This window comes from Trichocoleus sp. FACHB-262, from assembly GCF_014696035.1.
Lineage (GTDB): Bacteria > Cyanobacteriota > Cyanobacteriia > FACHB-46 > FACHB-46 > Trichocoleus.
Genome location: NZ_JACJPK010000085.1, coordinates 72917 through 93178, shown reverse-complemented (window position 1 = coordinate 93178; position 20262 = coordinate 72917). Strand labels below are relative to the sequence as shown.

The 20262-nt window shown below is 49.0% G+C and carries 20 protein-coding genes; 9 read left to right on the top strand and 11 right to left on the bottom strand.

The annotated features are described in order from the left end of the window. Nucleotides 1-60: 60 nt before the first annotated feature. From hepC to H6F68_RS17080, 3 genes are all read right to left on the bottom strand, one after another. Nucleotides 61-975, bottom strand: a complete 915-nt coding sequence (gene hepC, locus H6F68_RS17090; protein WP_190560837.1) for a heterocyst development glycosyltransferase HepC — start codon at nt 973-975, stop codon at nt 61-63. Nucleotides 976-1082: 107 nt separating this feature from the next. Next, nucleotides 1083-3281, bottom strand: a complete 2199-nt coding sequence (locus H6F68_RS17085; RefSeq protein ID WP_190560835.1) for a polysaccharide biosynthesis tyrosine autokinase — start codon at nt 3279-3281, stop codon at nt 1083-1085. A gap of 43 nt (nt 3282-3324) precedes the next feature. After that, a complete protein-coding gene (locus tag H6F68_RS17080) occupies nt 3325-4407 on the bottom strand; it encodes a glycosyltransferase (RefSeq protein ID WP_190560833.1) in 1083 nt (360 codons plus the stop codon). Nucleotides 4408-5965: 1558 nt separating this feature from the next. On the opposite strand from H6F68_RS17080, the gene H6F68_RS17075 reads away from it, so the two are divergent. Together H6F68_RS17075 and H6F68_RS17070 are read left to right on the top strand one after the other, a co-directional pair. Next, complete coding sequence (locus H6F68_RS17075; protein WP_242065554.1) at nt 5966-6361, top strand: phosphomannose isomerase type II C-terminal cupin domain; 396 nt, start codon at nt 5966-5968, stop codon at nt 6359-6361. Between the two features lie 110 nt (nt 6362-6471). Then, a complete protein-coding gene (locus H6F68_RS17070) occupies nt 6472-8001 on the top strand; it encodes a serine/threonine-protein kinase (protein WP_190560831.1) in 1530 nt (509 codons plus the stop codon). 60 nt (nt 8002-8061) lie between these two features. Here H6F68_RS17070 and H6F68_RS17065 read toward each other — a convergent pair whose 3' ends face one another. Then, nucleotides 8062-8622: a pentapeptide repeat-containing protein gene (locus tag H6F68_RS17065; RefSeq protein ID WP_190560829.1), complete on the bottom strand. Its 561-nt coding sequence runs from the start codon at nt 8620-8622 to the stop codon at nt 8062-8064. A gap of 442 nt (nt 8623-9064) precedes the next feature. Here H6F68_RS17065 and H6F68_RS17060 point away from each other — a divergent pair, with 442 nt between their 5' ends. The 6 genes from H6F68_RS17060 (at nt 9065) to H6F68_RS17035 (ending at nt 13888) form a co-directional block, all read left to right on the top strand. Continuing rightward, nucleotides 9065-10345: a pentapeptide repeat-containing protein gene (locus H6F68_RS17060; RefSeq protein WP_190560827.1), complete on the top strand. Its 1281-nt coding sequence runs from the start codon at nt 9065-9067 to the stop codon at nt 10343-10345. Nucleotides 10346-10405: 60 nt separating this feature from the next. Beyond that, nucleotides 10406-10900: a hypothetical protein gene (locus H6F68_RS17055; RefSeq protein WP_190560825.1), complete on the top strand. Its 495-nt coding sequence runs from the start codon at nt 10406-10408 to the stop codon at nt 10898-10900. Nucleotides 10901-10963: 63 nt separating this feature from the next. Continuing rightward, the gene (locus tag H6F68_RS17050) at nt 10964-11560 is read left to right on the top strand and encodes a L,D-transpeptidase (protein WP_313930185.1); all 597 of its coding nucleotides are present in this window, start codon (nt 10964-10966) and stop codon (nt 11558-11560) included. A gap of 101 nt (nt 11561-11661) precedes the next feature. Next, complete coding sequence (locus H6F68_RS17045; protein ID WP_190560823.1) at nt 11662-12705, top strand: PRC-barrel domain-containing protein; 1044 nt, start codon at nt 11662-11664, stop codon at nt 12703-12705. A gap of 84 nt (nt 12706-12789) precedes the next feature. Then, on the top strand, nt 12790-13566 hold the full coding sequence (locus H6F68_RS17040; protein WP_190560821.1) for an endonuclease domain-containing protein: 777 nt from the start codon (nt 12790-12792) through the stop codon (nt 13564-13566). 124 nt (nt 13567-13690) lie between these two features. Beyond that, the gene (locus tag H6F68_RS17035) at nt 13691-13888 is read left to right on the top strand and encodes a hypothetical protein (RefSeq protein WP_190552285.1); all 198 of its coding nucleotides are present in this window, start codon (nt 13691-13693) and stop codon (nt 13886-13888) included. Nucleotides 13889-13989: 101 nt separating this feature from the next. Here the strand turns inward: H6F68_RS17035 and H6F68_RS17030 are convergent, their stop codons facing one another. Then, nucleotides 13990-14712, bottom strand: a complete 723-nt coding sequence (locus H6F68_RS17030; RefSeq protein ID WP_190560819.1) for a hypothetical protein — start codon at nt 14710-14712, stop codon at nt 13990-13992. Nucleotides 14713-15094: 382 nt separating this feature from the next. Here H6F68_RS17030 and H6F68_RS17025 point away from each other — a divergent pair, with 382 nt between their 5' ends. Next, nucleotides 15095-17395, top strand: coding sequence for a Tex family protein (locus H6F68_RS17025; protein ID WP_190560817.1), 2301 nt, complete (start codon nt 15095-15097; stop codon nt 17393-17395). A 29-nt stretch (nt 17396-17424) separates the two neighbouring features. Here the strand turns inward: H6F68_RS17025 and H6F68_RS17020 are convergent, their stop codons facing one another. The 6 genes from H6F68_RS17020 to H6F68_RS17000 all read right to left on the bottom strand — a co-directional run bounded on the left by H6F68_RS17020 (nt 17425) and on the right by H6F68_RS17000 (nt 20172). After that, complete coding sequence (locus H6F68_RS17020; protein ID WP_190560815.1) at nt 17425-17781, bottom strand: hypothetical protein; 357 nt, start codon at nt 17779-17781, stop codon at nt 17425-17427. 296 nt (nt 17782-18077) lie between these two features. Further along, nucleotides 18078-18416: a DUF86 domain-containing protein gene (locus H6F68_RS17015; RefSeq protein ID WP_190560813.1), complete on the bottom strand. Its 339-nt coding sequence runs from the start codon at nt 18414-18416 to the stop codon at nt 18078-18080. Then, nucleotides 18388-18720, bottom strand: coding sequence for a nucleotidyltransferase family protein (locus H6F68_RS17010; protein WP_190560811.1), 333 nt, complete (start codon nt 18718-18720; stop codon nt 18388-18390). The genes H6F68_RS17015 and H6F68_RS17010 overlap by 29 nt, the downstream gene beginning before the upstream one ends. A 97-nt stretch (nt 18721-18817) precedes the next feature. Further along, nucleotides 18818-19129 carry an HNH endonuclease gene (locus H6F68_RS29825; protein WP_399314353.1) on the bottom strand — a complete coding sequence of 104 codons (312 nt, stop codon included), beginning with the start codon at nt 19127-19129 and terminating at the stop codon, nt 18818-18820. Between the two features lie 128 nt (nt 19130-19257). Beyond that, nucleotides 19258-19698 carry a YDG/SRA domain-containing protein gene (locus H6F68_RS28520; RefSeq protein WP_199300137.1) on the bottom strand — a complete coding sequence of 147 codons (441 nt, stop codon included), beginning with the start codon at nt 19696-19698 and terminating at the stop codon, nt 19258-19260. Between the two features lie 9 nt (nt 19699-19707). After that, a complete protein-coding gene (locus H6F68_RS17000; protein ID WP_190560809.1) occupies nt 19708-20172 on the bottom strand; it encodes a hypothetical protein in 465 nt (154 codons plus the stop codon). Nucleotides 20173-20262 lie beyond the last annotated feature (90 nt).

The window sequence follows — 20262 nt, the reverse complement described above, 5'->3', positions numbered from 1 at the left end:
CCTACAGGAGAGGGGAGTTGAAGACGGGATAATGTGGGGATGGCATATCATCCAACGACCTTAGTAGGCACCGAAACCAGTTAGAACCTTGGGCACTGTGAGCAGGAGAATTTTTAAGTCCTGCCAAAGTGACCAGTGACGGAGATATTTCAAATCAGAGCGGTTGACTGTATCAATGTCTCGCATATTGGAACGAGCCATCACCTGCCACGGTCCGGTAATTCCGGGGAGCGCATTCAGTCGCTGCCTGACTTCGGGGCTGATCCGGACTGCGTCATACAGCGCCCAAGGACGAGGACCAACAAAACTCATCTCTCCGCGCAGCACATTAAATAGTTGGGGTAGCTCATCCAGACTGTACTTGCGTAACCAACGACCATTAGGAGTGACGCGGGGATCGTTCTCATGTTTGTGCAAGCCTGGCTGATGGCCCATCACTTGGTGGTGCAGTTGCTCGGCATTCGCGCTCATGGTGCGGAACTTATAGATCCGGAACAAACGACCTCGTTCGCCCACTCGCCACTGGCAGAAGAGAATTGGGCCAGGAGATTGCAAACGTACCAGTAAGGCGATCGCAAGGAACACAGGACTGAGGAGGAGAATGGCGATCGCGGCGGCAACTCGGTCCAGCAGACGCTTGATCCGCCAACTCCTGCCAGATTGCTTCTTCGGTAATTCTGAGGTGTTGGGAATAGTCAGGAACAAAGACTTACCTGCTTGCTCACAGGCATCCGCCCAGAACCGGAGTTTCTCTTCTCCTACATCCGGAGCAAGACTGATCAGGCGAATGGGCGATCGCTTGAGGCAGGCGATTAGCCAACGCTGGCTTTCTAGAGAGGGTAGGTGGTTGCTAGCGCTGTTGGGAGCGCGGCGGACTACTAGATGTTTTTGCCGCCATTTCAGTTCGTACTTAAAAGAGCGATCGCTCTTGGGGAGAACCTGGACAGAATTTGTAGGGATTGAAAGTAGATTCATAGCGATTCAGAGGGATAAGGTGACTCGGATGAAATTCAATCGGTAACCAATTTCGACATCTGAAGTTGATAGATTCAAAGATTCAATCCACGGCAACACGCAGATTACTAGGCAGACCGAGCGTAGGGTAGATAGTTATTTGCTGGCATTTCAGCGCCATTGGCAATTACGCCAACCATGTTGAGTTTGCTCAGCATGTTGGTGGCTTGAGTTAGCTCGCTACGGGTCACTTGTCCCATCCGTCCCACCATCAACACTCCACTACAGAAGGACGCTGTGAGAATGGCATCGACAATGCCCAAAACTGGCGGAGCATCCAGTAACACGAGGTCGTAGGATTCCTCAAAAGTAGAGATTAGCTCTGCCATGCGGCGCGAACTCAGGAGCTTGGCGGGATCAGCGGGCGTGGGGCCAGCCGTCAAGATGGAAATGTTGCTATAGGCGATCGCTGGCTGAATATAACTGTGCTCCTCCGTAATCGGGCGATCGCTAGCCAGCAAGGTAGACAGTCCTTGCTCATTGGGCAGATTTAGCTGCTTGTGCAAACTGGGACGGCGGAGATCCGCATCAATCAACAGCACTCGTTGGTGCAAGCGAGCCGCACTCATCGCCAACCCTAAAGCCAGAGTCGATTTACCTTCACCCGATAAAGCGGAGGTAACTACCAAGGAGCTAAAAGGGAAGGTGGAGTTGAGTAGCTGAATGTTTTTGTAAATCAGGTCCAGCGATTCCCGGAAGGGAGGCCAATCTACGACTTGAAGCGTAGCAGGAGCCAAAGCGGGAGTTTTGCGGAAGGATAAGTTGAGCATCGGCTCACTAAAGCCAGAGCGAGGCACCGCTGGGATCAAGCCTAGTAAAGGTACTGCCACTTGTTTCTCCAGTTCATCGGAGCTGTGAACCGCATCATCAATACCCTCCCGGACAAAGGCGGTGACACTGCCCAGAATTAAGCCTGCTACCACTCCTAGAAGTAAGTTTTGCTTCAGGCTCGGGCCAATTTGGGTTCCTAGTTGGGCCGCTTCTACCACTTGCCAGTCAAAGCCACCCCGCGCAATTTCCAGCGCTAGTTCTTGCTTCGCCTTCAGCAACTGTTGCAGTGTTTCCCGACCCACTTCCACATTCGGTTGTAGCCGCCCATATTCCGCTAGCAAGCGGGGAAAGCGCTTAAGTTCTGCCGTTAATTGCTGTTCCGTTTGGCTCAAGCTTTGCCCTCGAGCTTGTAAAGCTCTGGTATTGACCTGAGCATCAACCAATTGAGTAATCAGCGTTAAGTCTGTTGCGCCTAGTTGGCCTGCTTTGAGTAAGTCGTTCCCTGAGGCGTTAAATTGTGCGGGAACGGTTCCTAAAACACGGCTGACCTCGGCCCGCAATAAACCGAGTTGTCGTTGCCGCTGCTCTAGCAAAGACTTAATGTGCGGGTCAAAATCCTTAAAGCGGAGCCGTTGCTGCTCTAGGGTTAATTCACTTTTTTGCAGCTCGTTTAGTAAGGTTTGGTAGCGTGACGATTGGCTCAAGCGAGAGGCAACCAAGGCTTCTTGGGGCGATCGCTTGACTTGCTGTTGCAAAGCCACATAACGAGCCTGCATATCCTTGAGCTGCGCCTGATTAGTGCGTTGTTCTTGCCGCACACTATTCAGCGCATCAAACAAAGCTTTCGATTGGGCTTCGGGATCAATTAGATTTTGGCGATCGCGGAACTTCTCCAGCGCATCTTCCGCTTGATTTACCTGCCGTTGGACCTTCGGCACTTGGTCAGTAATAAAAGACAAACCTTTGGATAAGCGCTGCTGTTGCTGCTCCCGGTTGTAGTCTTGGTAAACCTTTTGAATGGCTTGCAAAACTTTTTTGGTTTTCTCTGGATCAGAATCGGTATAGACCGCCTGAAACACCTTGGTTTTGACTTTGTCCTCCATCAGCTGAGTCAAGACCAACGATTTTTGAATCTCCGCCACCGTAATCTCTGGGTATTGCGGCTTCAGAATCTTGACCGCCCGCTGTAAGAGATGAGAACTCCGCATTAGAGTTAGTTGCGTGGCATTGTCCACCTCAACCGTAGCGTCCGCGAAAGGGACTTCTGTACTGCCGTTTTCTCCTTTTTTGCTTTGGTAGTTGGATTCCACCAGCAATTGCATGGAGCTTTGGTAAATAGGCTCAGCTAGAAATGTGAGGACCGCAGCGATCGATACAACGCCACTAAATACACCCAAGAGCCAGAAGCGTCGCCGCATCAGCACTGCAAACAGTTGTCCATATCCTGGATCTGTGTCAGCAGCTTCTATGAGCTTGCTTTCAGTTAGGTCTACCATCCCTCACCTCGGAAACAGTTCAACAATCAAATCATCCGCAATCTTAGTAACAAGCCTGCTCCATCACCTGATCGACTTGGTCAAAGAAGGCCTCTTCCGAAAAACGGCTCATGGCATGTTGGCGAATTTTGCCATAATCCCAAGTCATATCTGAGGCTGCAAATAAAGCAGTTTGCAGCGCTTCGGGCGTTTGCCGATTGAAAAAGACACCCGTTTTTCCCGGCACTTGGGTATCTAGCACTCCCCCAGCTCCATAAGAGATGACTGGAGTGCCGCTAGCGTTGGCTTCTACAGGTACCAAACCGTAGTCTTCTAGAGCTGCTACTACTACTGAGCGGGCTTGCGCCATCAGTTGAGTGCGTTTGGCATCACTAACATGACCGAGAAACCGAATGTTGCTTAAGGCTTGAGCTTCTAAGCGCGATCGCTCTGGCCCATCACCTGTAATCAGCAAGGGCCATCCCAGCCAGTTAAACGCCTCAATAATTACATCCATCCGCTTATAACTAATCAACCGAGCCGAAGCTAGATAAAAGTCTGCTTTGTGGTCAGCAAACAGAAATTTACTGCTGTCAATTGGATAATTAATTACTAGGGCTGGCTTGCCATAGATTTGCTGAATGCGTTTTGCTACCACACTAGAATTGGCAATATATAGATCAGGTTCCTGAGCATATTGCAAATCCAGATTTCGCATCCGGTGGAAAACATTTTCCAGCAAGGGATAGAACCTGTGATAGGTGCCATACTCCCGCAAATAAGTCTGGGTATCCCAAAGAAATCGCGTCACATTGTGGCAAAAACAAACATGACATGATCCTGGGCCTTTTTTAACTGCTTTAGCGAAACTAGTACTACTGCTAATGATTAAGTCATAGTCCCGTAAATCCAGCGATCGAAATGCTGGAAAGTAGAACGGTGCCATCAATCGAAAGTATTTGCTAGCTCCTGGAATGCGCTGAAGTAAAGTTGTGTTGACAAAGCGATCGCCTAGGTCAATTGTTCGTTTAGGATCGTAGAGAGAGGTAAAAATATCGGCCTTAGGATATCGCTTGCAAAGCAGTTCAAAGACTCGCTCTGCACCACCTCGTTGCGTTAAATAGTCATGAACTAAAGCAACTCTCATGGCTAACCAAGAATCATGGATTACGGTTTTACCCGGAAGCCAGCCTTTAAACTAGATAGTTTTCAACTCTTATGTTGCGTCTAGTTAAGGCTAGTAAAAACATTCCAGGGCTAGAGGGAAATGGAGATCATCTCTGCCTTTAGTGAGATATTTGATGTCTGTAGCAATCGATGCCAAATCCACTCTGGACCTTTGGAAATACACCCAGGGCAGAGATCGCCACAGTTCTTTCCGCCTTCATTGCAAACGATAACTCTTGCTTCTTGCAACTCAAATTCTTGATTGCATAATAGGCAAGCTTGGTCTGTCAAGGAAGTGTTGTTACACTCAATTTGTAATTGCATAAACAATCCTCCTTGGCCTTAGCCAATCTGGTGTTTAAAACGCACTTGAAGCATGAATCAATAACTGATCAATATGCTCAGTTAAAATCCAACAATTGCAAGTAACAAAGCCTACAAAATTTGCTTAACCTAGGCTTTATTTGCAGTGTAGTTTAAGCATGACAAAATCTTTGTAGTCCACCCTACCTAAGAACCTCAAGATAGCCTTAGAAACTGAACTAAAGGATATTGAGAAATAGGGTGGCAAGCTCAAAAAATCAGGTTCTTGGTTCCACAATTGACATATCTCCTAGCTCAATTACCTCTAGTAATAAAGAAACTGATCGACTGACTGAGTTTGTTTTATAGAGGTAGAGCAACTTCTGTAGCATCGGTTCTAAACGAGATCTAGTGACGGGACTGACTCACTGGATGCTCTGCCATGCACTGGAGGGAACAAACATAAAAGGGAACTAAAGCGTGTACGGTCAACGGTAGATGGCTCACGGGTGCTGATACAAAGCCATACACTTGGCACGTACCCTGTACTGCTAACGAGTGCAGCTTCTACGAACGATACGGAGTTTTTTAAGCGATCATCATCACCCTATAGAGTGATGTTGCTTTACATAACTAAATCTATCTACAGAGGGAGGCCAAGTTTGTCAACTCGCAAAATTCAGAAGTAGATGGCGATCGCACCTTTCCTAGCTGCAACCTTTCCTAGCTCTCTATCGTCTACCTCGTTCAGTGCCTAACTGCATTTCCTAAAGCGCTTAGCTAACCAGGATTGCAGTAGTTAATCTATTCGGTACCTCAAAGACTGATAAGGATAGGGTTTATGAAGAGAGAACAAATGCTGAATTGAAATAATTTTCGAGTTTAGGGTTATATTTTTCTGTGTTTCACCCTAATTTTTTAAGTATTTAATTTCCAGATTTGTCTTTTGAGTCTTGGTTTAAGGGCAAACCTCCCTGTCTGACGGCAATACAGCTACAAAGTTCAACACCAGATTCAATGTCAGACTCGATGCTAGAGATGAGTGCATGACACCAATTAGGATGACAACCTTCAGTAAACATTTGCTATGGTGTCCTCCAGAGTCAAAAGAGGTTTGTAAGGCAGTGCGATCGCTGGCTCAAATCCTCTAGATTTTTCGTTTTGAAGTAATTCCAGGGAGGAAAACTTTGGCTAAACCTCGAGAAATGACTCAAGTAACCTCACATCCTGCATCGATGGCTACATCCAGTCCTGTCTCGGCTAGTATCGCCGCCACCGAGCTACGTCCTTGGGGATCTTTCACCATTCTCGAAGAAGGCAGAGGCTACAAGATTAAGCGCATTGAGGTCAAACCGGGTCATCGCCTCAGTCTGCAAATGCACCATCATCGCAGCGAACATTGGATTGTGCTCTCAGGTACAGCGCGGGTGCTTTGTGATGGCCAAGAATTAACCTTGTACAACAATCAATCTACTTATGTGCCTCAATGCACCCAACATCGGCTGGAAAACCCCGGCGTAATTCCGCTGGTCTTGATTGAAGTGCAAAACGGTGATTATTTGGGAGAAGACGACATTGTGCGGTTCCAGGATGATTACAATCGTCAGCCTAATTCGTCAGCCGCTTCTTAGCATTTTGAGGTCAGGTTAAATTTCCCAGATCCGAGCAACGACTTGTGTAAGATGACAATAAGATTTCTAATCTGACACAGACTCGCTGGCTGGGAAAGCACGCTCAATCAATGCCTCACTCCTCACCCATTCATCCGGACCTGATTTTAGACAAGCGGTACAAAATTGTTCGCATGTTGGGCCAAGGGGGCTTCGGACGTGTTTATTTGGCTGAAAACCTCAACCGCTTTCATGAATATTGCGTCTTGAAGGAATTTGCTCCCCAAGTTAAAGGGACAGCAGTTCTGCAAAGGGCGGCTGAGCTGTTTCAACGAGAAGCGGGGGTGCTCTACCAACTGCACCATCCCCAAATCCCGGAATTTCGCGAGTTAATTCAGACTCATTTAAATGGAGAAGATTATCTTTTCCTGGTTCAACAATATATTGAAGGCCCGACTTACTGGGAACTGCTAGAGCAAGGACAAAAGTTTAGTGAACCGGATGCCCTGGGTCTCTTGCTCGATTTATTGCCTGTGCTGGAATACATTCACGCTCAAGGCGTAATTCATCGTGATATTTCCCCAGACAATTTAATTCAGCAGCGGTTTACAGGTAAGCCAGTTCTAATAGATTTTGGCGGTGTGAAACAGGTGGCGGCGACCGCAGTGCGCCAGTTGACCCAACAGCCCATCCCCACGCAGCTAGAGAAGCCAGGCTACACTCCGATTGAGCAGAGATATGGCAAAGCTTCCGCAGCTAGTGATCTGTATGCTTTAGCCGTAACCATTTTGGTATTACTTACTGGCAAGAATCCGGCTGATTTATATGATGCTCACCAACGTACTTGGTGCTGGCGGCAAACCTTAAAGCTGAACTCTCAATTTGCTGCTGTCTTGGAAAAGATGTTGGCAGAACACGAGTGCGATCGCTACGCATCCACCCAAGAAGTCAGACAAGCTCTCCAGCCTCTAGTGCGATCGCACCCGGTTTCTCAAGCCCAGACATTAGCGGTTGCCAGAGTCGCTCAACCTGCTCAGCCTGCGGCTCCCGCTAGACAACCGAAAGCCAAGTCTAGTGTCTCTAGGGCAAAAACTTGGGTGGTTGCTCCGATCGCTCGGCAACCAGTCGCACCAGCTCCTCAGCCAGCGCCTCTAGCTCCTGCTCCTGCTCCTGCTCCGGTCAGCCCTGCACCGAGTTCGGTTCAGCCACCGAAACGGTCATTTTTGGGGTTTTTGGGCAATCTGGTTTCCTGGCTCGTGATCAAGCCCATCTATTATTTATTACTCAAACCCATTTGGTATCTGGTCAAAAAATTGCTGATTTTAGGAATCAGTGTTTTGGTGTTCGTAGGCGTGAGCTATTGGTTTGGCCCTGCTCTGCTGGCTTGGCTAAAAGACTCGATCATCCCCAGTTCTCAAGTTGCCGATTCCGTTCCAGGCTCCAGTTGCCAAGAGCAGGTGTTGAAACGTTATGAAGCCCTCAACCTGCCTACAGGCTCTTTCTATCCACAAGTGAATGAGAAATTCTACGCTCAGCACCCAGAACTGAAAGGACGCACCTTAACGAGCAAGCCAGAAGACGCGCCCTTACGACAGGATTGGTGCCAAATTGCCGATGAAGTTTTGGACCAAACAGAGAGATCGCAACAGAAGCTGAAGTAATAGCGTTGGGAGAATTGCGATCGCGATCGCCAACACTTCCTCGACTCACCTAACCCCTGCCTAGCTGATTAGGGTGCTATCTCCACTCTCTAGAACGGTGTCTTCTAGTTTGGCATCCTCCAGTTTGGCTCCGGCTAGATTGACATCCTCTAGATTGGCTCCTTCTAGATTGGCGCGTTCTAGTGCCGCTTTGCTTAAATTGGCTTGATGTAGATTCGCCACCTCTAAGTCGGCTCCAGTCAAATTGGCTGCTTCTAAATCTGCCTCACTTAAGTCTGCTTCACTGAGGACTGCCCCCGCTAAGTTAGCAGCTTTCAGATCAGCTTGATCTAAAATCGCGCTGTCGAGCATGGCTCCTTCTAAAATTGCTTCATCGAGCACAGCATCACTCAAATCCGCACCACTCAGGTCAGCTTGAGTCAAATCCGCACCCTTGAGGGCGGCTCCGCTCAATGTTGCTTGGCTGAGGTTGGCCCGCCGCAAGTTAGCTCCATCCAGCATAGCTCCATGCAAAATGGCTCCACTCAAATTAATTCCTTCCAGAACAGCTCCTCTGAGGTCAATGATGCTAAAGTCTCGCTCTCCAGCACTGTAGCGTTGCACAAGTTCTTCCACATTCATCTGTGATCACTCCAGATTGATTAAACCAACGGTTAAATGACTCGCTGGCAGATTGCCTGAGCCAGCAATACAACAAAAGTAAGTGACCCGAAGTGCCCAAACGCCTGTCTAGAGGCACACCTTAGCAGATGGTGGTTCTCATTTCTGCCTGTGACCTAGAGGAGAGTGAGTCGAGGGCATTTGCTATTACTGAGCTAGGAAGAATATTCGTTGTGCCAGTTTAGACGGTGGAATAAGGGAGCAACCACGAAAGTCTACTGATGGCTTAACCTAATGCAAGCGATTTTGCAGAGTGACGATCGCTTGATTTAGACCAGTCATGTTGGCAACCATTCGCCCTGTTCAGACAACATTCTCAAGGGAGATGACAAGCTATATCATTTTTACTGATGCTAGTTATGCTCCCACGTCCCGATGTAGTTTGTGCGAGTAGGAGTTCTCCATGATAGAAACAGAGCACGAATTTCTGAGTCTGCTGGAACAAGGAGCAGATTCTTGGAATTCTTGGAGAGAGGAAAACCCTACGATCAAACCAGACCTCAGCAGAGCTTATCTGTTTGAGGCGAACTTAGCAGGGGCGAATCTGAGTGGTGTAGATTTGAGTCGCGCTTGCTTAATTGGCGCTAATTTGACAGGCGCAGATCTCTCAGGTGCCGATCTGCAAGGAGCTTATGCCAGTAGTGCCAAGTTGAACCAAGCTAATCTCAGTCAGGCAAACTTAGAAGGTGCTGATCTCAGTCAAGCCAATTTAAATCACACCAACCTGACAGAGGCGATCGCGACATCTACCAATTTCAATTTGGCTGCACTAACGGGAGCTTGCCTTGAAGGTTGGCAAATTAACAGCGCCACACAATTAGAAGACATCACTTGTAAATATGTTTACTTGCAAAGGGAGCAACAGCAACGACAACCCGCCCAAGGAAAGTTCAAGCCAGGTAAGTTAAGCCAACTCGTGCAGGTAGCTCCCCAAAGCATGCGTCCGGGGCAGGTATCTCAGCTCTCAACGACGGCGATCGCCCTGGGTAGCGCCACTACAACCGCTGCTGTTTTAACTCGGGCAGACAATTTGGCCGCCCAATCTCCTCATCCCAGTCAAACCATCCCTGCTTTTACTCCACCACAGGAGCGTAAGTGGCGCTTAATTGCGGCAGGAGTACTGATTGGCATCAGCCTAACCGCAGTTGCCAGCACCGTGATTCTCCGCTTGACCCAAGCTGAAGCGCCTACGGCACAAACTAATACAGCTCAGCGATCGCCAGTCACCGTTGCCAGTTTGCCCGCTTTACCTTGCCAAGAACCACCGCCCCCGGCTTTGCCCAATCGTGCTCCTGACTACGAATACCAAACGGGGACGCAATATTTTGGCCCTCTAGCCAATGGCGAACCTACGGATGGGCGTGGCACGATGGCCTATAGCAGTGGCAATCGCTATGACGGCGAATATCGCAACGGCAAACGTAATGGCTGCGGCACCTTCACCTTTGCCAATGGCAGAAGCTATGTCGGGCAATTTCAGGATGACTGGTTTCAGGGTCAAGGCCTTTGGACTCTGGAGAATGGCGATCGCTATGTCGGAGAGTTTCGCCAAAATAAATGCAACGGACGCGGAACATTCATCTTTGCGGATGGTTCATCTCAATCTGGCACTTGGCAGAATGGTAGCTTGGTAGGCACTAATCTCTCTTGCGATCGCACACCCCTAGAAATGCCTCGCTCTTGAGAAAAGTATCTCCACCTCGCATCCATTAGAAAAAGCCCCAATTTTCAGGAGGACACATCCATGAGTCAGCAGTCATCCCACATCTTTCAGTGGCTCTGTGGTTCCGTCGTTTCGCTATCTGTGGTGAGTTTAGCGCTTGCGGCTCCTCTATCCGCTCAAGCTCAAGATGCGCCGCCCCCCACTCCCGCTTCTGAATCTCCTGCTTCACCCAGGCCCAGTGCTACCCCAGAACCTACACCCGCGCCAGAAACCAGCCCCACTTCCCAGCCCACTAATACCTCTCAGCCCGCCACAACACCGCCAGGGTCTTTCGTCGTGCCAGCGATCGAGGAACCCGTTCCTACTCCTACTCCTGCCGCAGAAACATCTCCGACTTCAGAGCCTGTGACTTCTCCTCAAGCTCCCTCAAATATTGATGCTGCCTCAGTAGAAGAGAACGCAACACCAACAGATACTCCGACTGCCGCCCCAGAAGCTGAGCCAACTCAGCCAACTCAGGGCTCCGGAAGCACCCCAGCTCCGATCACTGATCCAAATCCTGCTGCTCTCTGGTGATTCCATTGCAGCAGCAGTAACTCCATCGCACCAGAATTTCGACCGTTAGGACAAAGCGTAGCCGTGTTTCCAGATCGTTCTCTGTGGGTTTGTTTAGGGGCAGCCATTTGCTTGAGTGCTGTTGCTACTCCAGTAGTTGCCCAAGTTGCCCAAACGAACCTCAACCGTAATCAAGCGCCAGCTCCTATGCCAGAGCTAAAAGCTAAGGCTCTGACTCCCTATATTCCAGAGTTGCCTCCGATTCGTCCGATTCTGCCAGATGTGACGACGCAAGAAACTCGATTGGTGCTGAAGCTGAAGCAACGCCGCCTCTACGTCTACCAAGGCAAGCAACTCAAAGTCAGCTATCCGGTTGCAGTCGGTCGCTCTGGATGGGAGACGCCCACAGGTCAATTTCGAGTCATGGGGATGGTGCAAAATCCTGGATGGACCAATCCTTTCACTCGAAAAGTGATGCCTCCGGGTCCTGGCAATCCTTTGGGCGATCGCTGGATTGCCTTTTGGACCGATGGCCGCAACTCGATTGGCTTTCATGGCACCCCCGATCGCGACTCTGTGGGTCAGGCGGCTTCGCATGGCTGTGTGCGGATGTTGAATGAAGACATTCGTGAATTGTATGAGATCGCGGTGTTGGGGACTCCCGTCAGGGTCGAGCTTTAAAGGGAGCGGAGTTGAGGGGCGATCGCTGAGGGAAGTTCTGGATCTCACAACGACTGGGATAGACTTGAAAGGTAAGGACATCACTTCACCTTAAGGTTTTCATGACGGCTGAAGCAGACGTTGTTAAGCAAAGCGACTTGCTCAATCAATTAGTCCTCGATCGCAACAACATGGAAGAGTTGGGGCGAGTCGATATGCTGTGGATGTATCCCGCAGCCCATCGCGTCCTCGGCTTTATTTGCAAGTCAGGCTTTTTAGGCGCAAAAAAGATTGTCTTTAAGCTGCCACAAATTCAAACACTCGGTACCAATAGCATTCTGGTGCATTCCCAACCAGAGGAAACCGACGGCGAAAAAGTGAAGCAGCTAGATTCATTGCTCAATTGCGAAGTCTGGAGCGACGCTGGTAACAAAGTTGGCCGCATCACCGATTACCGCTTCCAACTGAAAACCGGAGAAATCACGCAATATTTGTTTGTCTCTAGTGGCTGGAGTGGCATCACCGGGGATATCTATCAACTACCTCCGAGCCGCATCATCAGCTTTGGGCGTAAGCGGGTGCTGGTGCCAGAAGGTGCGGTGAAATCGTTTGAACTCTATCGACCTGGCATTAAACAAACGCTAAGCAAAGCTCGAAACATCCTCAAAGACGACTATATCTCGCTGGTGAAGCAAGCCCAAAGCCTGACAGAGCAAGCCAAAGAACGGGCACAGGCGATCGCGGAACAAGCCAAAGAAACAGCACAGACCTTTACAGATCAACTCAAAGAAGAAACCCAAACCTTTACGGAGCAAGCGAAAACCACCAGTCAGACCGTGGCAGAGCAAGTGAAGGAGCGCACCCAAACGGTAGTAGATCAGGCAAATACAGGTTTTCAGAGCCATTATCCGCCTAGTCAAGCGCCAACCACCGCAGAGCCAGTCGTCAGCAAACCTCCCGTCTCTCCTCCACCGCCTGCCTCAACTCCTCAGCCTCAAGCAGCAACATATGCCTTTGCCGATGAGGAAGACGATCCCTGGGACTTCCTAGAAGAGGATGAGCCTTTCACTCCCACTCCCAGCTATCCAGAGACCTTCAGAAAAGTGGACACTAATCCCAGGACCAAGACAGAGACAGAGGACGACGATGACGAACCTTGGATCTAAGCTAGAAATTTAGCTCAACGCATGAACTGATGCTTTGGGATGCGACCGCTGCACAAGTAAAGAATAATTTGCCATGATCGCAGTATGGAGCGATTTCCTAGTGTTTTAATTCCTCCCGCGATCGCCGCTGCTGAATCTCCATTGCAAGTTCAAGCAGCTTTGCAGCAAACTTTGCCGCCGATGGGAGTGCATATGAAGGCTCCCAAAGGTCATTCTGAAAGCCAGTTTGAGCATGATCTGTGGCGCTATTTCCCTGGCAAAATCCAGACGGGACTGCTGGTGAGTAACCCAGCGTGTAAGCAGCCCTATGTGCCTGACTTCGCTTACATTGATGCGGCACTCAACTTACATATTGATCTTGAGATTGACGAGCCTTACGCTTACGGCACCCAGAAACCGATCCACTATCTCGGTTCTGCCAAAGACCAACAGCGAAATCAATATTTCCTAGACCAAGGCTGGCTGATCATCCGCTTCAGCGAAGAACAAGTGGTGCGATCGCCTGCGAGTTGTTGCAAAGCTGTAGCCAGCGCGATCGCCACTTTGCTCGGAGATAGCGCCATGCTGCATCCCTTCCGGCAAGTGGCCACGCTAAAGCCCCAGAAACGCTGGACTCAAGCAGAAGCGCAAGGTATGGCCGAACAAGTTTACCGAGAGAAATATTTAGTTTCTCAGCCTCCACCTCAGCCTGCAAAGAATTCTCAGTCGCGCCAACGACAAAACCAGGCATCTTGCCCTAGCACCCGTTTAATCTCCGCTAGTTTCACGTTCTACTGCCCAGAGTGCGGCGATGGCCCGATTCGCTGGCAAGGTCACTATGTCAGTTGCCCCACCTGCCACTACGACGAATTTGTTTTCTAGCTGGCCTGCCACTTGCCATCCTTCGCCCTACCTTGGAGGTGAGGAGATCCGTCCAGCGTCCCTGGCAAAGTTTAGCCAACATGGAAGTTAGAGAGAAGTTAGAGACATATACGCGAGGTGAACTATGTTTCCTTTCTGGAGCAACAACTGGGGCAACGCCTGCTACGGTAACGAACCCATTTCTCGCAAAGCTCGCCTAGAACGCAAACTTGGTTTCTTGCGATCGATGCGAGATGACTTAGAAACTAAATTGGCGGGTCTCAACGCTGCGATCGACAACGTAGAGCGGCAGATTGGCCAAGATGATGTCCCCCAAGTCTAGATAGCGATCGCCTTCTAGAAGTGCTTGAGAGAGCCAAAAACAAACCCCAACCTTCTGGCTAGCTCAGCTGCTAAACGAAAGAGGTTGGGGTTTGTTTTTGCTTATGACGCTTTGTTAGAGGCAGCCGCATTGCGAGACAGGCTGTATTGTCCAGTTCTGCCGCGATACCACTTATTCTCTTTCACGCCCGCCGAGAGCACATGCAAAATGCGATCGCGAGCTTTGTTGCGCACAGTCTGAGGCATTTCCTGCTCAAAGATGGCATCAACAATCGCGGGTACTTCGATAATGTCTTCGGGCTGGCGTTGCAGCACTACCGAGACGGCTTCAGGCAAAGGAGTTTTACCGAACTCCGACCGCACATATCGCTGCCAACCTTCTAGCTTTCTAGCTGGCTTAGCGCCACGCTTAGGTTTTTCAGGGTTAGCCCGCCGACCTCGACCGGATTTAGCAGGAGCGGGAGTTTCAGTTTCTGCTTCTACTTCTGGAGGAGACGCAGGCGTAGAAGGCTCCTGAGCCACCTCATCGGCTACAGGTGCAGGTTTAGCATCCTGAGCTTTACTCGCTCTAGGCTTTCTACCCGGTTTGCCAGGCTGCTTAGCAGGCGCAGCAGGTGCGGCAGGTGCAGCAGGAGTTGAACCTGTATCTGCGGAGCTAAACATACCAATCACGCTTTTCAGGCTATTGCGCTTTTCACGGACAGCCTCTAGCTGCACCAAGAGTGTAGCTTCCTGAGATGCCAAATCAGCATCTACGTCTAGGAGTTTAGTTAGAACGGAAGTAGATGTTTGTTCAGATGATGGAGAATCTGTCACCGGAGACATTCCTTTAGGTTACGCATGTTAGTGTTAATTCTAAAAGAGAGAATGAACTGTTCTATCATTTCAGACAAATGTTTTGCATAAAAATTCACATCTTTGTCGCACATAACCCCTCATATCTGCTTTTTTAGACATAAGTTGGCGATCGCTGACACGAATCTCAGTAATTTTACAGATCTAGGTAGAAAAGCTGAAATCCAGCTCTGAACGTTGATTGCTCGTCTGTGTCACTGCCAGATTTACGCTGGTTAATAGGGAAGTCGATCGCCTCCAGTACAGATTAATTAAGCCAGTAATTTTGGCTGAGTCATGCAGGTGGAGATAAGATGATCAAAACTGCTAAAACAGTTAACCCTGACGTTCCCACTGGACTCTTGCGATCGCGATGCTGAACATTCCTCAAATTCTGGCTGAAGAGCTAGACCTCAGACCCCACCAGGTTAAAAGCGCCTTAGAACTCTTTGCTGAAGGAGCTACCGTTCCCTTCATTGCCCGCTACCGCAAAGAGCGCACCGAGGAAATGAATGAGGTGCAACTGCGAGATCTCTTCGATCGTTACACTTACCTCAGCGAGTTGGAAGAGCGCAAAGCTGCCATCTTAGAGGCGATCGCGGCTCAGGGAAAGCTAACCGAGGAACTGCAAGCTAAGATTGTTCCTTGCCTTCAGAAAAACGAATTAGAAGACCTTTACCTGCCCTACAAGCCCAAGCGCCGCACTAGAGCCACCATTGCCAGGGAAAAGGGACTACAACCGCTAGCTGAGTTTATTCAAACCTTGAACCGCCCTAGTGCGGCTCCTGCTGCCTTAGAGACAGAAGCCAGCAAATATCTCTCTGAGGAACAGGGAGTGAAGACGGTTGAAGATGCTCTCCAAGGTGCCTCGGATATTTTGGCAGAAGGCATCGCCGAGCAAGCCGAGCTAAGAGCCTATTTGCGGGATTACCTAATGGAGACCGGAGTCTTTGTCTCCAAAATGAAGTCAGATCAGGTAGAAGGTACCACTAAGTTCGAGATGTACCGCAACTTCCAAGCCAAAGCTAAAGCGATCGCTCCCCATAATCTCTTAGCGCTCTATCGCGGCGAGGCAGAAGGGATTTTAGACTTTGACCTCACCTTCGATGAAACAGCAGTGCTCTCCTATTTGGAGTCACAGACAATCCGCACCAAAACTCCAACAGTACGCGACTTCTACCGCACCATGATCAAAGATGCGTTTAATCGCTTGATGAAAACCTCTTTAATCAGTGAGGTACGGGGCGATCGCAAAGCCTACGCAGATATGGAATCGATCAAAACCTTTGAAACTAATCTCCGGGAATTGCTCCTCTCCAGTCCCGCTGGCATGAAACCCACCTTGGCGATCGACCCTGGTTTCCGCACCGGATGCAAAGTGGCTGTCCTTGACCAGACTGCCCAGTTTCTTGCCTATCAAGCCATCTTTCCCCACCAAGCAGTCGCTCAACGCGCTCAAGCCGCTGCCACCCTCAAGCGACTAATTGAGGAATATCAAGTTGAGTTAATTGCGATCGGCAATGGCACCGCTGGACGAGAAACGGGTGAGTTCGTCACAGAAGTGCTAGCAACCTTAGACCGCAAACCAGTCAAGGTGATGGTGAACGAGTCGGGTGCTTCGATCTATTCCGCCAGTGAGGTAGCGATCGCAGAATTCCCCAACTTAGATATCACCGTGCGAGGCGCGATCAGCATTGGGCGGCGCTTGCAAGATCCCTTAGCAGAACTGGTAAAGATTGACCCTAAATCGATTGGGGTGGGGCAGTACCAACATGACGTAGACCAAAAGCTGCTGAAGAAGAAGCTAGACGAAACCGTAGAGAGTTGCGTTAACTATGTAGGCGTAGACCTCAACACCGCTTCTAAGGAACTGCTGACCTTTGTTTCGGGCATTACTCCCACAATCGCTAACAACATCGTCGCCTACCGTAACCAAAACGGTGCCTTCAAGAACCGCCGTTTACTCCTGAAAGTGCCAAAGCTCGGCCCTAAAGCTTTCGAGCAGGCCGCAGGCTTTTTACGCATTCGAGACGGCGAGAATCCACTGGACAACACCGCCGTTCACCCAGAGAGTTACAAAGTCGTAGAAGCGATCGCCAAGGATTTGCAAGTACCTCTCACCCAGATCACTCAAGTTGCAGAACGGGTAAACTCTACCAGTCTGAAAAAATATGTAACTGAGACGGTGGGAGAACCGACGCTACGCGACATTATCAGTGAGTTAGAAAAACCAGGCCGTGATCCTCGCGCTGAGTTCCAATACGCCACCTTTAGAGAAGGGGTGAAAGAGATCTCTGACTTGCAAGTGGGAATGGAATTGGAAGGTGTAGTCACCAATGTGGCGAACTTCGGAGCCTTTGTTGACATCGGAGTGCATCAAGATGGCTTAGTCCACATCTCCCAACTCGCCGATCGCTTTGTCAGCGACCCCAAACAGATTGTGAAAGTGGGTCAGGTAGTGAAGGTACGAGTGCTGGAGGTCAACGAAGCCCTCAAGCGCATCAGCCTAACCATGCGCTCTGGACAAGAAGCTCCTAGGCCCACCAGTAAGCCCAGTAAGGGGAATGAAGGCAAACAGCAAGGCGAAAAGCAGGGTGAAAAGCAGGGCGATCGCACGAAACCCCAACCCGCCACGCTCAACGACCTCAAAGCCAAATTTGGTAAGAAAAAGTAGAGAGAATATGTTCGAGATTGCGTTGGTTGTTATTGCCCGACCTTCTCCAACATGTTAAACATCAAAGAATGCAGTGCTAAGAGGGCCAAAACTGCATAAGCAACGGTGCAAAGCTCAATACTACTCAGGACACCCCAGGCCCAACCCCAGGAAATCCAGCGGCGATAAGCCAGGAACCAAACCACGCCACTGAGGACAGCCCCCAACCAAATCCAGCGATAACTATAGAAAACGAATTGCGTTATCAGGGGAATTGACATGCCAATCGCAATGCTTTGAAACTGCGGCACAAGCCAAAGAGCTAGAAGCGCAACAGCGGTAGAAGAGACTGTAACCATACCTGCAAATAAGGTAAATGGCTGATTTGGTTGACGTGGGCTATTCATAAACTTTGCTAGACCTCGTTTCATCTTCCTAATTCTTGTGTGAATTGAGGAGAAACTCATCTTGCTTCCATTTGGTTTAGGGAGCTGAATGTGGGTTGAGCTTCTGGCCCCCAACGCTTCAAGTTGCTGATTTATCCAAGCGATCGCCGCACTTTATTAGTTGCATTGGCTTGCCTCACTTCTGCTTTAGCAATCTTTAAACGAGTTCAAAGCTAAATGTGGCAAAAAAAGTAGACGGCCTCGCTGCTCCTTAGTGAGAAGAAACATGGGCGATCGCCAACGCTGTTTCTCTTACTTTAATTTTCAGGAGGAACCTTGGCTTTCAACTCTTCGATCAGAGGTGGTATCTCATTTTGCACAGCATTCCAAACGATGTTGAGATCTACGTCGTCGTATTCATGCACTAATCGATTCCGCATTCCATTGATCTCTTGCCATGCAATAGTTGGCAAAGTCTGACGAGTTGTTTCTGAAACCCGTTTTGCGGCTTCAGCAATTACTAATAATCGCCGTATCACCGAATCTTGCAACTGCACATTTGCCAAGAACTCATCTTTTGTGGACTGAGCAGTGTAGGCCATGATGAGTTCTGCGGATTGCAGCATATCAAGCAGGAATTGAAGATCCCGTTGCATAGACCACCTGGGCGGAAGAGAGGATTGCTTGGCGACGCAAGTAGTTGCGGCTAGTTTTAATACCCTGACGGGTGATCAAGTCAATGTCTCGGTGAAAGATAGTTTTTAACTCCGTTTCCATCTGGTCTAAGGTGCTGAATGTGGGGTGCGCCTCTGGATGAAACTGTACCATTACGTCAATATCGCTCTCAGGACGAAAGTCATCGCGCAGGACAGAACCAAACAGAGCAAACTCAATTACTTGCCAGCGATCGCAAAACTCAGCAATTTTTTCCATTGGTAGATCGATAGCCTTAATGGTCATTGCAGTATTACCTCCAAAGCTTCGAATTATAAGTTCATCTAGGCGATCGCTCGTTAGTGAAGAGAAGTAGGGGCGATCGCTGATTCCCTCAACTTTTTCACAGCTCACCTTGCTTAAGAAAATAATGTTCTCTGTGATAATGCAAATTACCCACATTAATCTTGTGTTGAGCTAATACTGTGAGAACACCTTCTATTCCTAGTAAAGATAAATCATTCGCTACTGAAAATGCACCATAGTCAAACAGTACATGATGATTAGGACAAAGGCAGAGAAGATTGTCTATTGAGTCTGAGCCATTATGAGGAATGCCTAGTGGTCTAATATGGGCTGCTTCCGCGTAGGGACCTGCCGTTCCTTCAAGACGAATACAACAAACTTGGCAGCAGTAATCATATAACTCTTTAATTTTTTGTGCTTGCTTGGTATCTCGAACAATTCTCAGAATAGTTGTTTCTTTGCGACACGGTATTGAGTAAAATGCTCCATCTTCTGTAACTTTTGAGGAGGTGCAAACTTCATTTTCAAGAATTTTTACTAAACGGTAACGCCAAATGTAATATCCTGCTCTACCCTTTTCTTGCCAATAATTTCTACCTGATAAAGCCCATCATATCGATAACCCGTAGAAGGAGAATCGTCAGATTTATGTGCTGAACCACGAATCACTCGAACTGGTAATCCTTTCAGCTTACTTTTTGCCAGTGCTAAATTGCCACGGTTTAACTTCTGATGAGCAACCTGCTTGCCAGTGTCTTGGTCTCGTCCACCATGACCTGTATAAACGATCTCATCGCCGCAGTCTTCGTCATCTTCATAGCCTCCTGACAGGACTATTGAGTTTGCCCCTTCCGCTTCAGTTCCACTAATTCCCGCTACTAGAGGACGGTGCAGTCCTGCTGCTGCTAATGATGCTCTAGACTCAAACCAACTGCCAACTGGATACTCTGGAATATGACCAAAAACTCGCTTAGGCATACTTCTACTTCATGCTGCAATCTCATGCTCAAACCTTCCATCAGCCAAAGCAGCGTATAGTCCTGAATCAATTAACCAGCGCTGAGATTGATTTTCAGGGGGCTGTTCAGAGTACATGATCTCTCCCAGCCAGGATGCGACAATCAACTCCAGGCTTTGCCCACTAATCTGATTAGCCGTCACCTCTGCCTGCTGAAAGTAGGGTTGTAGAATCGGACGGGTATCAATGGTATAAGTAGGTTCGCTCTGATCTAGATGAGCCTTGGCGTTAGTCCATAGATAAAACCTATCGGGAAAGACCATCAAAAAATACGGAGCCTTAGGAAAAGTACCGTGTGCGAGAATATTGTGCCGCAGTCCCGCTGCCCACTCTGTCAACGCATTAATTTTACGCTTCACTTCAACCACAAGGGCGAGTTGACCATTGCGATCGGCTACTGATAAGTCCCAACCAGCGTCAAGGTTGGTAGCCATGAGAAATCCGCCTGAGCGATCGACTACTCCATTATTTTATTGTGATTTCCACAATCCAAGGAGAGCCCTTAATAAGGGGTTCAGTATTAC

Coding starts and splice junctions, on each gene's coding strand:
- H6F68_RS17060 (WP_190560827.1), top strand. CDS start 9,065: ATGATAGAAACAGAGCACGAATTTCTGAGTCTGCTGGAACAAGGAGCA.
- H6F68_RS17085 (WP_190560835.1), bottom strand. CDS start 3,281: ATGGTAGACCTAACTGAAAGCAAGCTCATAGAAGCTGCTGACACAGAT.
- H6F68_RS17045 (WP_190560823.1), top strand. CDS start 11,662: ATGACGGCTGAAGCAGACGTTGTTAAGCAAAGCGACTTGCTCAATCAA.
- H6F68_RS17035 (WP_190552285.1), top strand. CDS start 13,691: ATGTTTCCTTTCTGGAGCAACAACTGGGGCAACGCCTGCTACGGTAAC.
- H6F68_RS17020 (WP_190560815.1), bottom strand. CDS start 17,781: ATGAATAGCCCACGTCAACCAAATCAGCCATTTACCTTATTTGCAGGT.
- H6F68_RS17055 (WP_190560825.1), top strand. CDS start 10,406: ATGAGTCAGCAGTCATCCCACATCTTTCAGTGGCTCTGTGGTTCCGTC.
- H6F68_RS17080 (WP_190560833.1), bottom strand. CDS start 4,407: ATGAGAGTTGCTTTAGTTCATGACTATTTAACGCAACGAGGTGGTGCA.
- H6F68_RS17075 (WP_242065554.1), top strand. CDS start 5,966: ATGGCTACATCCAGTCCTGTCTCGGCTAGTATCGCCGCCACCGAGCTA.
- hepC (WP_190560837.1), bottom strand. CDS start 975: ATGAATCTACTTTCAATCCCTACAAATTCTGTCCAGGTTCTCCCCAAG.
- H6F68_RS17010 (WP_190560811.1), bottom strand. CDS start 18,720: ATGACCATTAAGGCTATCGATCTACCAATGGAAAAAATTGCTGAGTTT.
- H6F68_RS17025 (WP_190560817.1), top strand. CDS start 15,095: ATGCTGAACATTCCTCAAATTCTGGCTGAAGAGCTAGACCTCAGACCC.
- H6F68_RS17030 (WP_190560819.1), bottom strand. CDS start 14,712: ATGTCTCCGGTGACAGATTCTCCATCATCTGAACAAACATCTACTTCC.
- H6F68_RS17015 (WP_190560813.1), bottom strand. CDS start 18,416: ATGCAACGGGATCTTCAATTCCTGCTTGATATGCTGCAATCCGCAGAA.
- H6F68_RS17065 (WP_190560829.1), bottom strand. CDS start 8,622: ATGAATGTGGAAGAACTTGTGCAACGCTACAGTGCTGGAGAGCGAGAC.
- H6F68_RS17000 (WP_190560809.1), bottom strand. CDS start 20,172: ATGGCTACCAACCTTGACGCTGGTTGGGACTTATCAGTAGCCGATCGC.
- H6F68_RS17040 (WP_190560821.1), top strand. CDS start 12,790: ATGGAGCGATTTCCTAGTGTTTTAATTCCTCCCGCGATCGCCGCTGCT.
- H6F68_RS28520 (WP_199300137.1), bottom strand. CDS start 19,698: ATGCCTAAGCGAGTTTTTGGTCATATTCCAGAGTATCCAGTTGGCAGT.
- H6F68_RS17070 (WP_190560831.1), top strand. CDS start 6,472: ATGCCTCACTCCTCACCCATTCATCCGGACCTGATTTTAGACAAGCGG.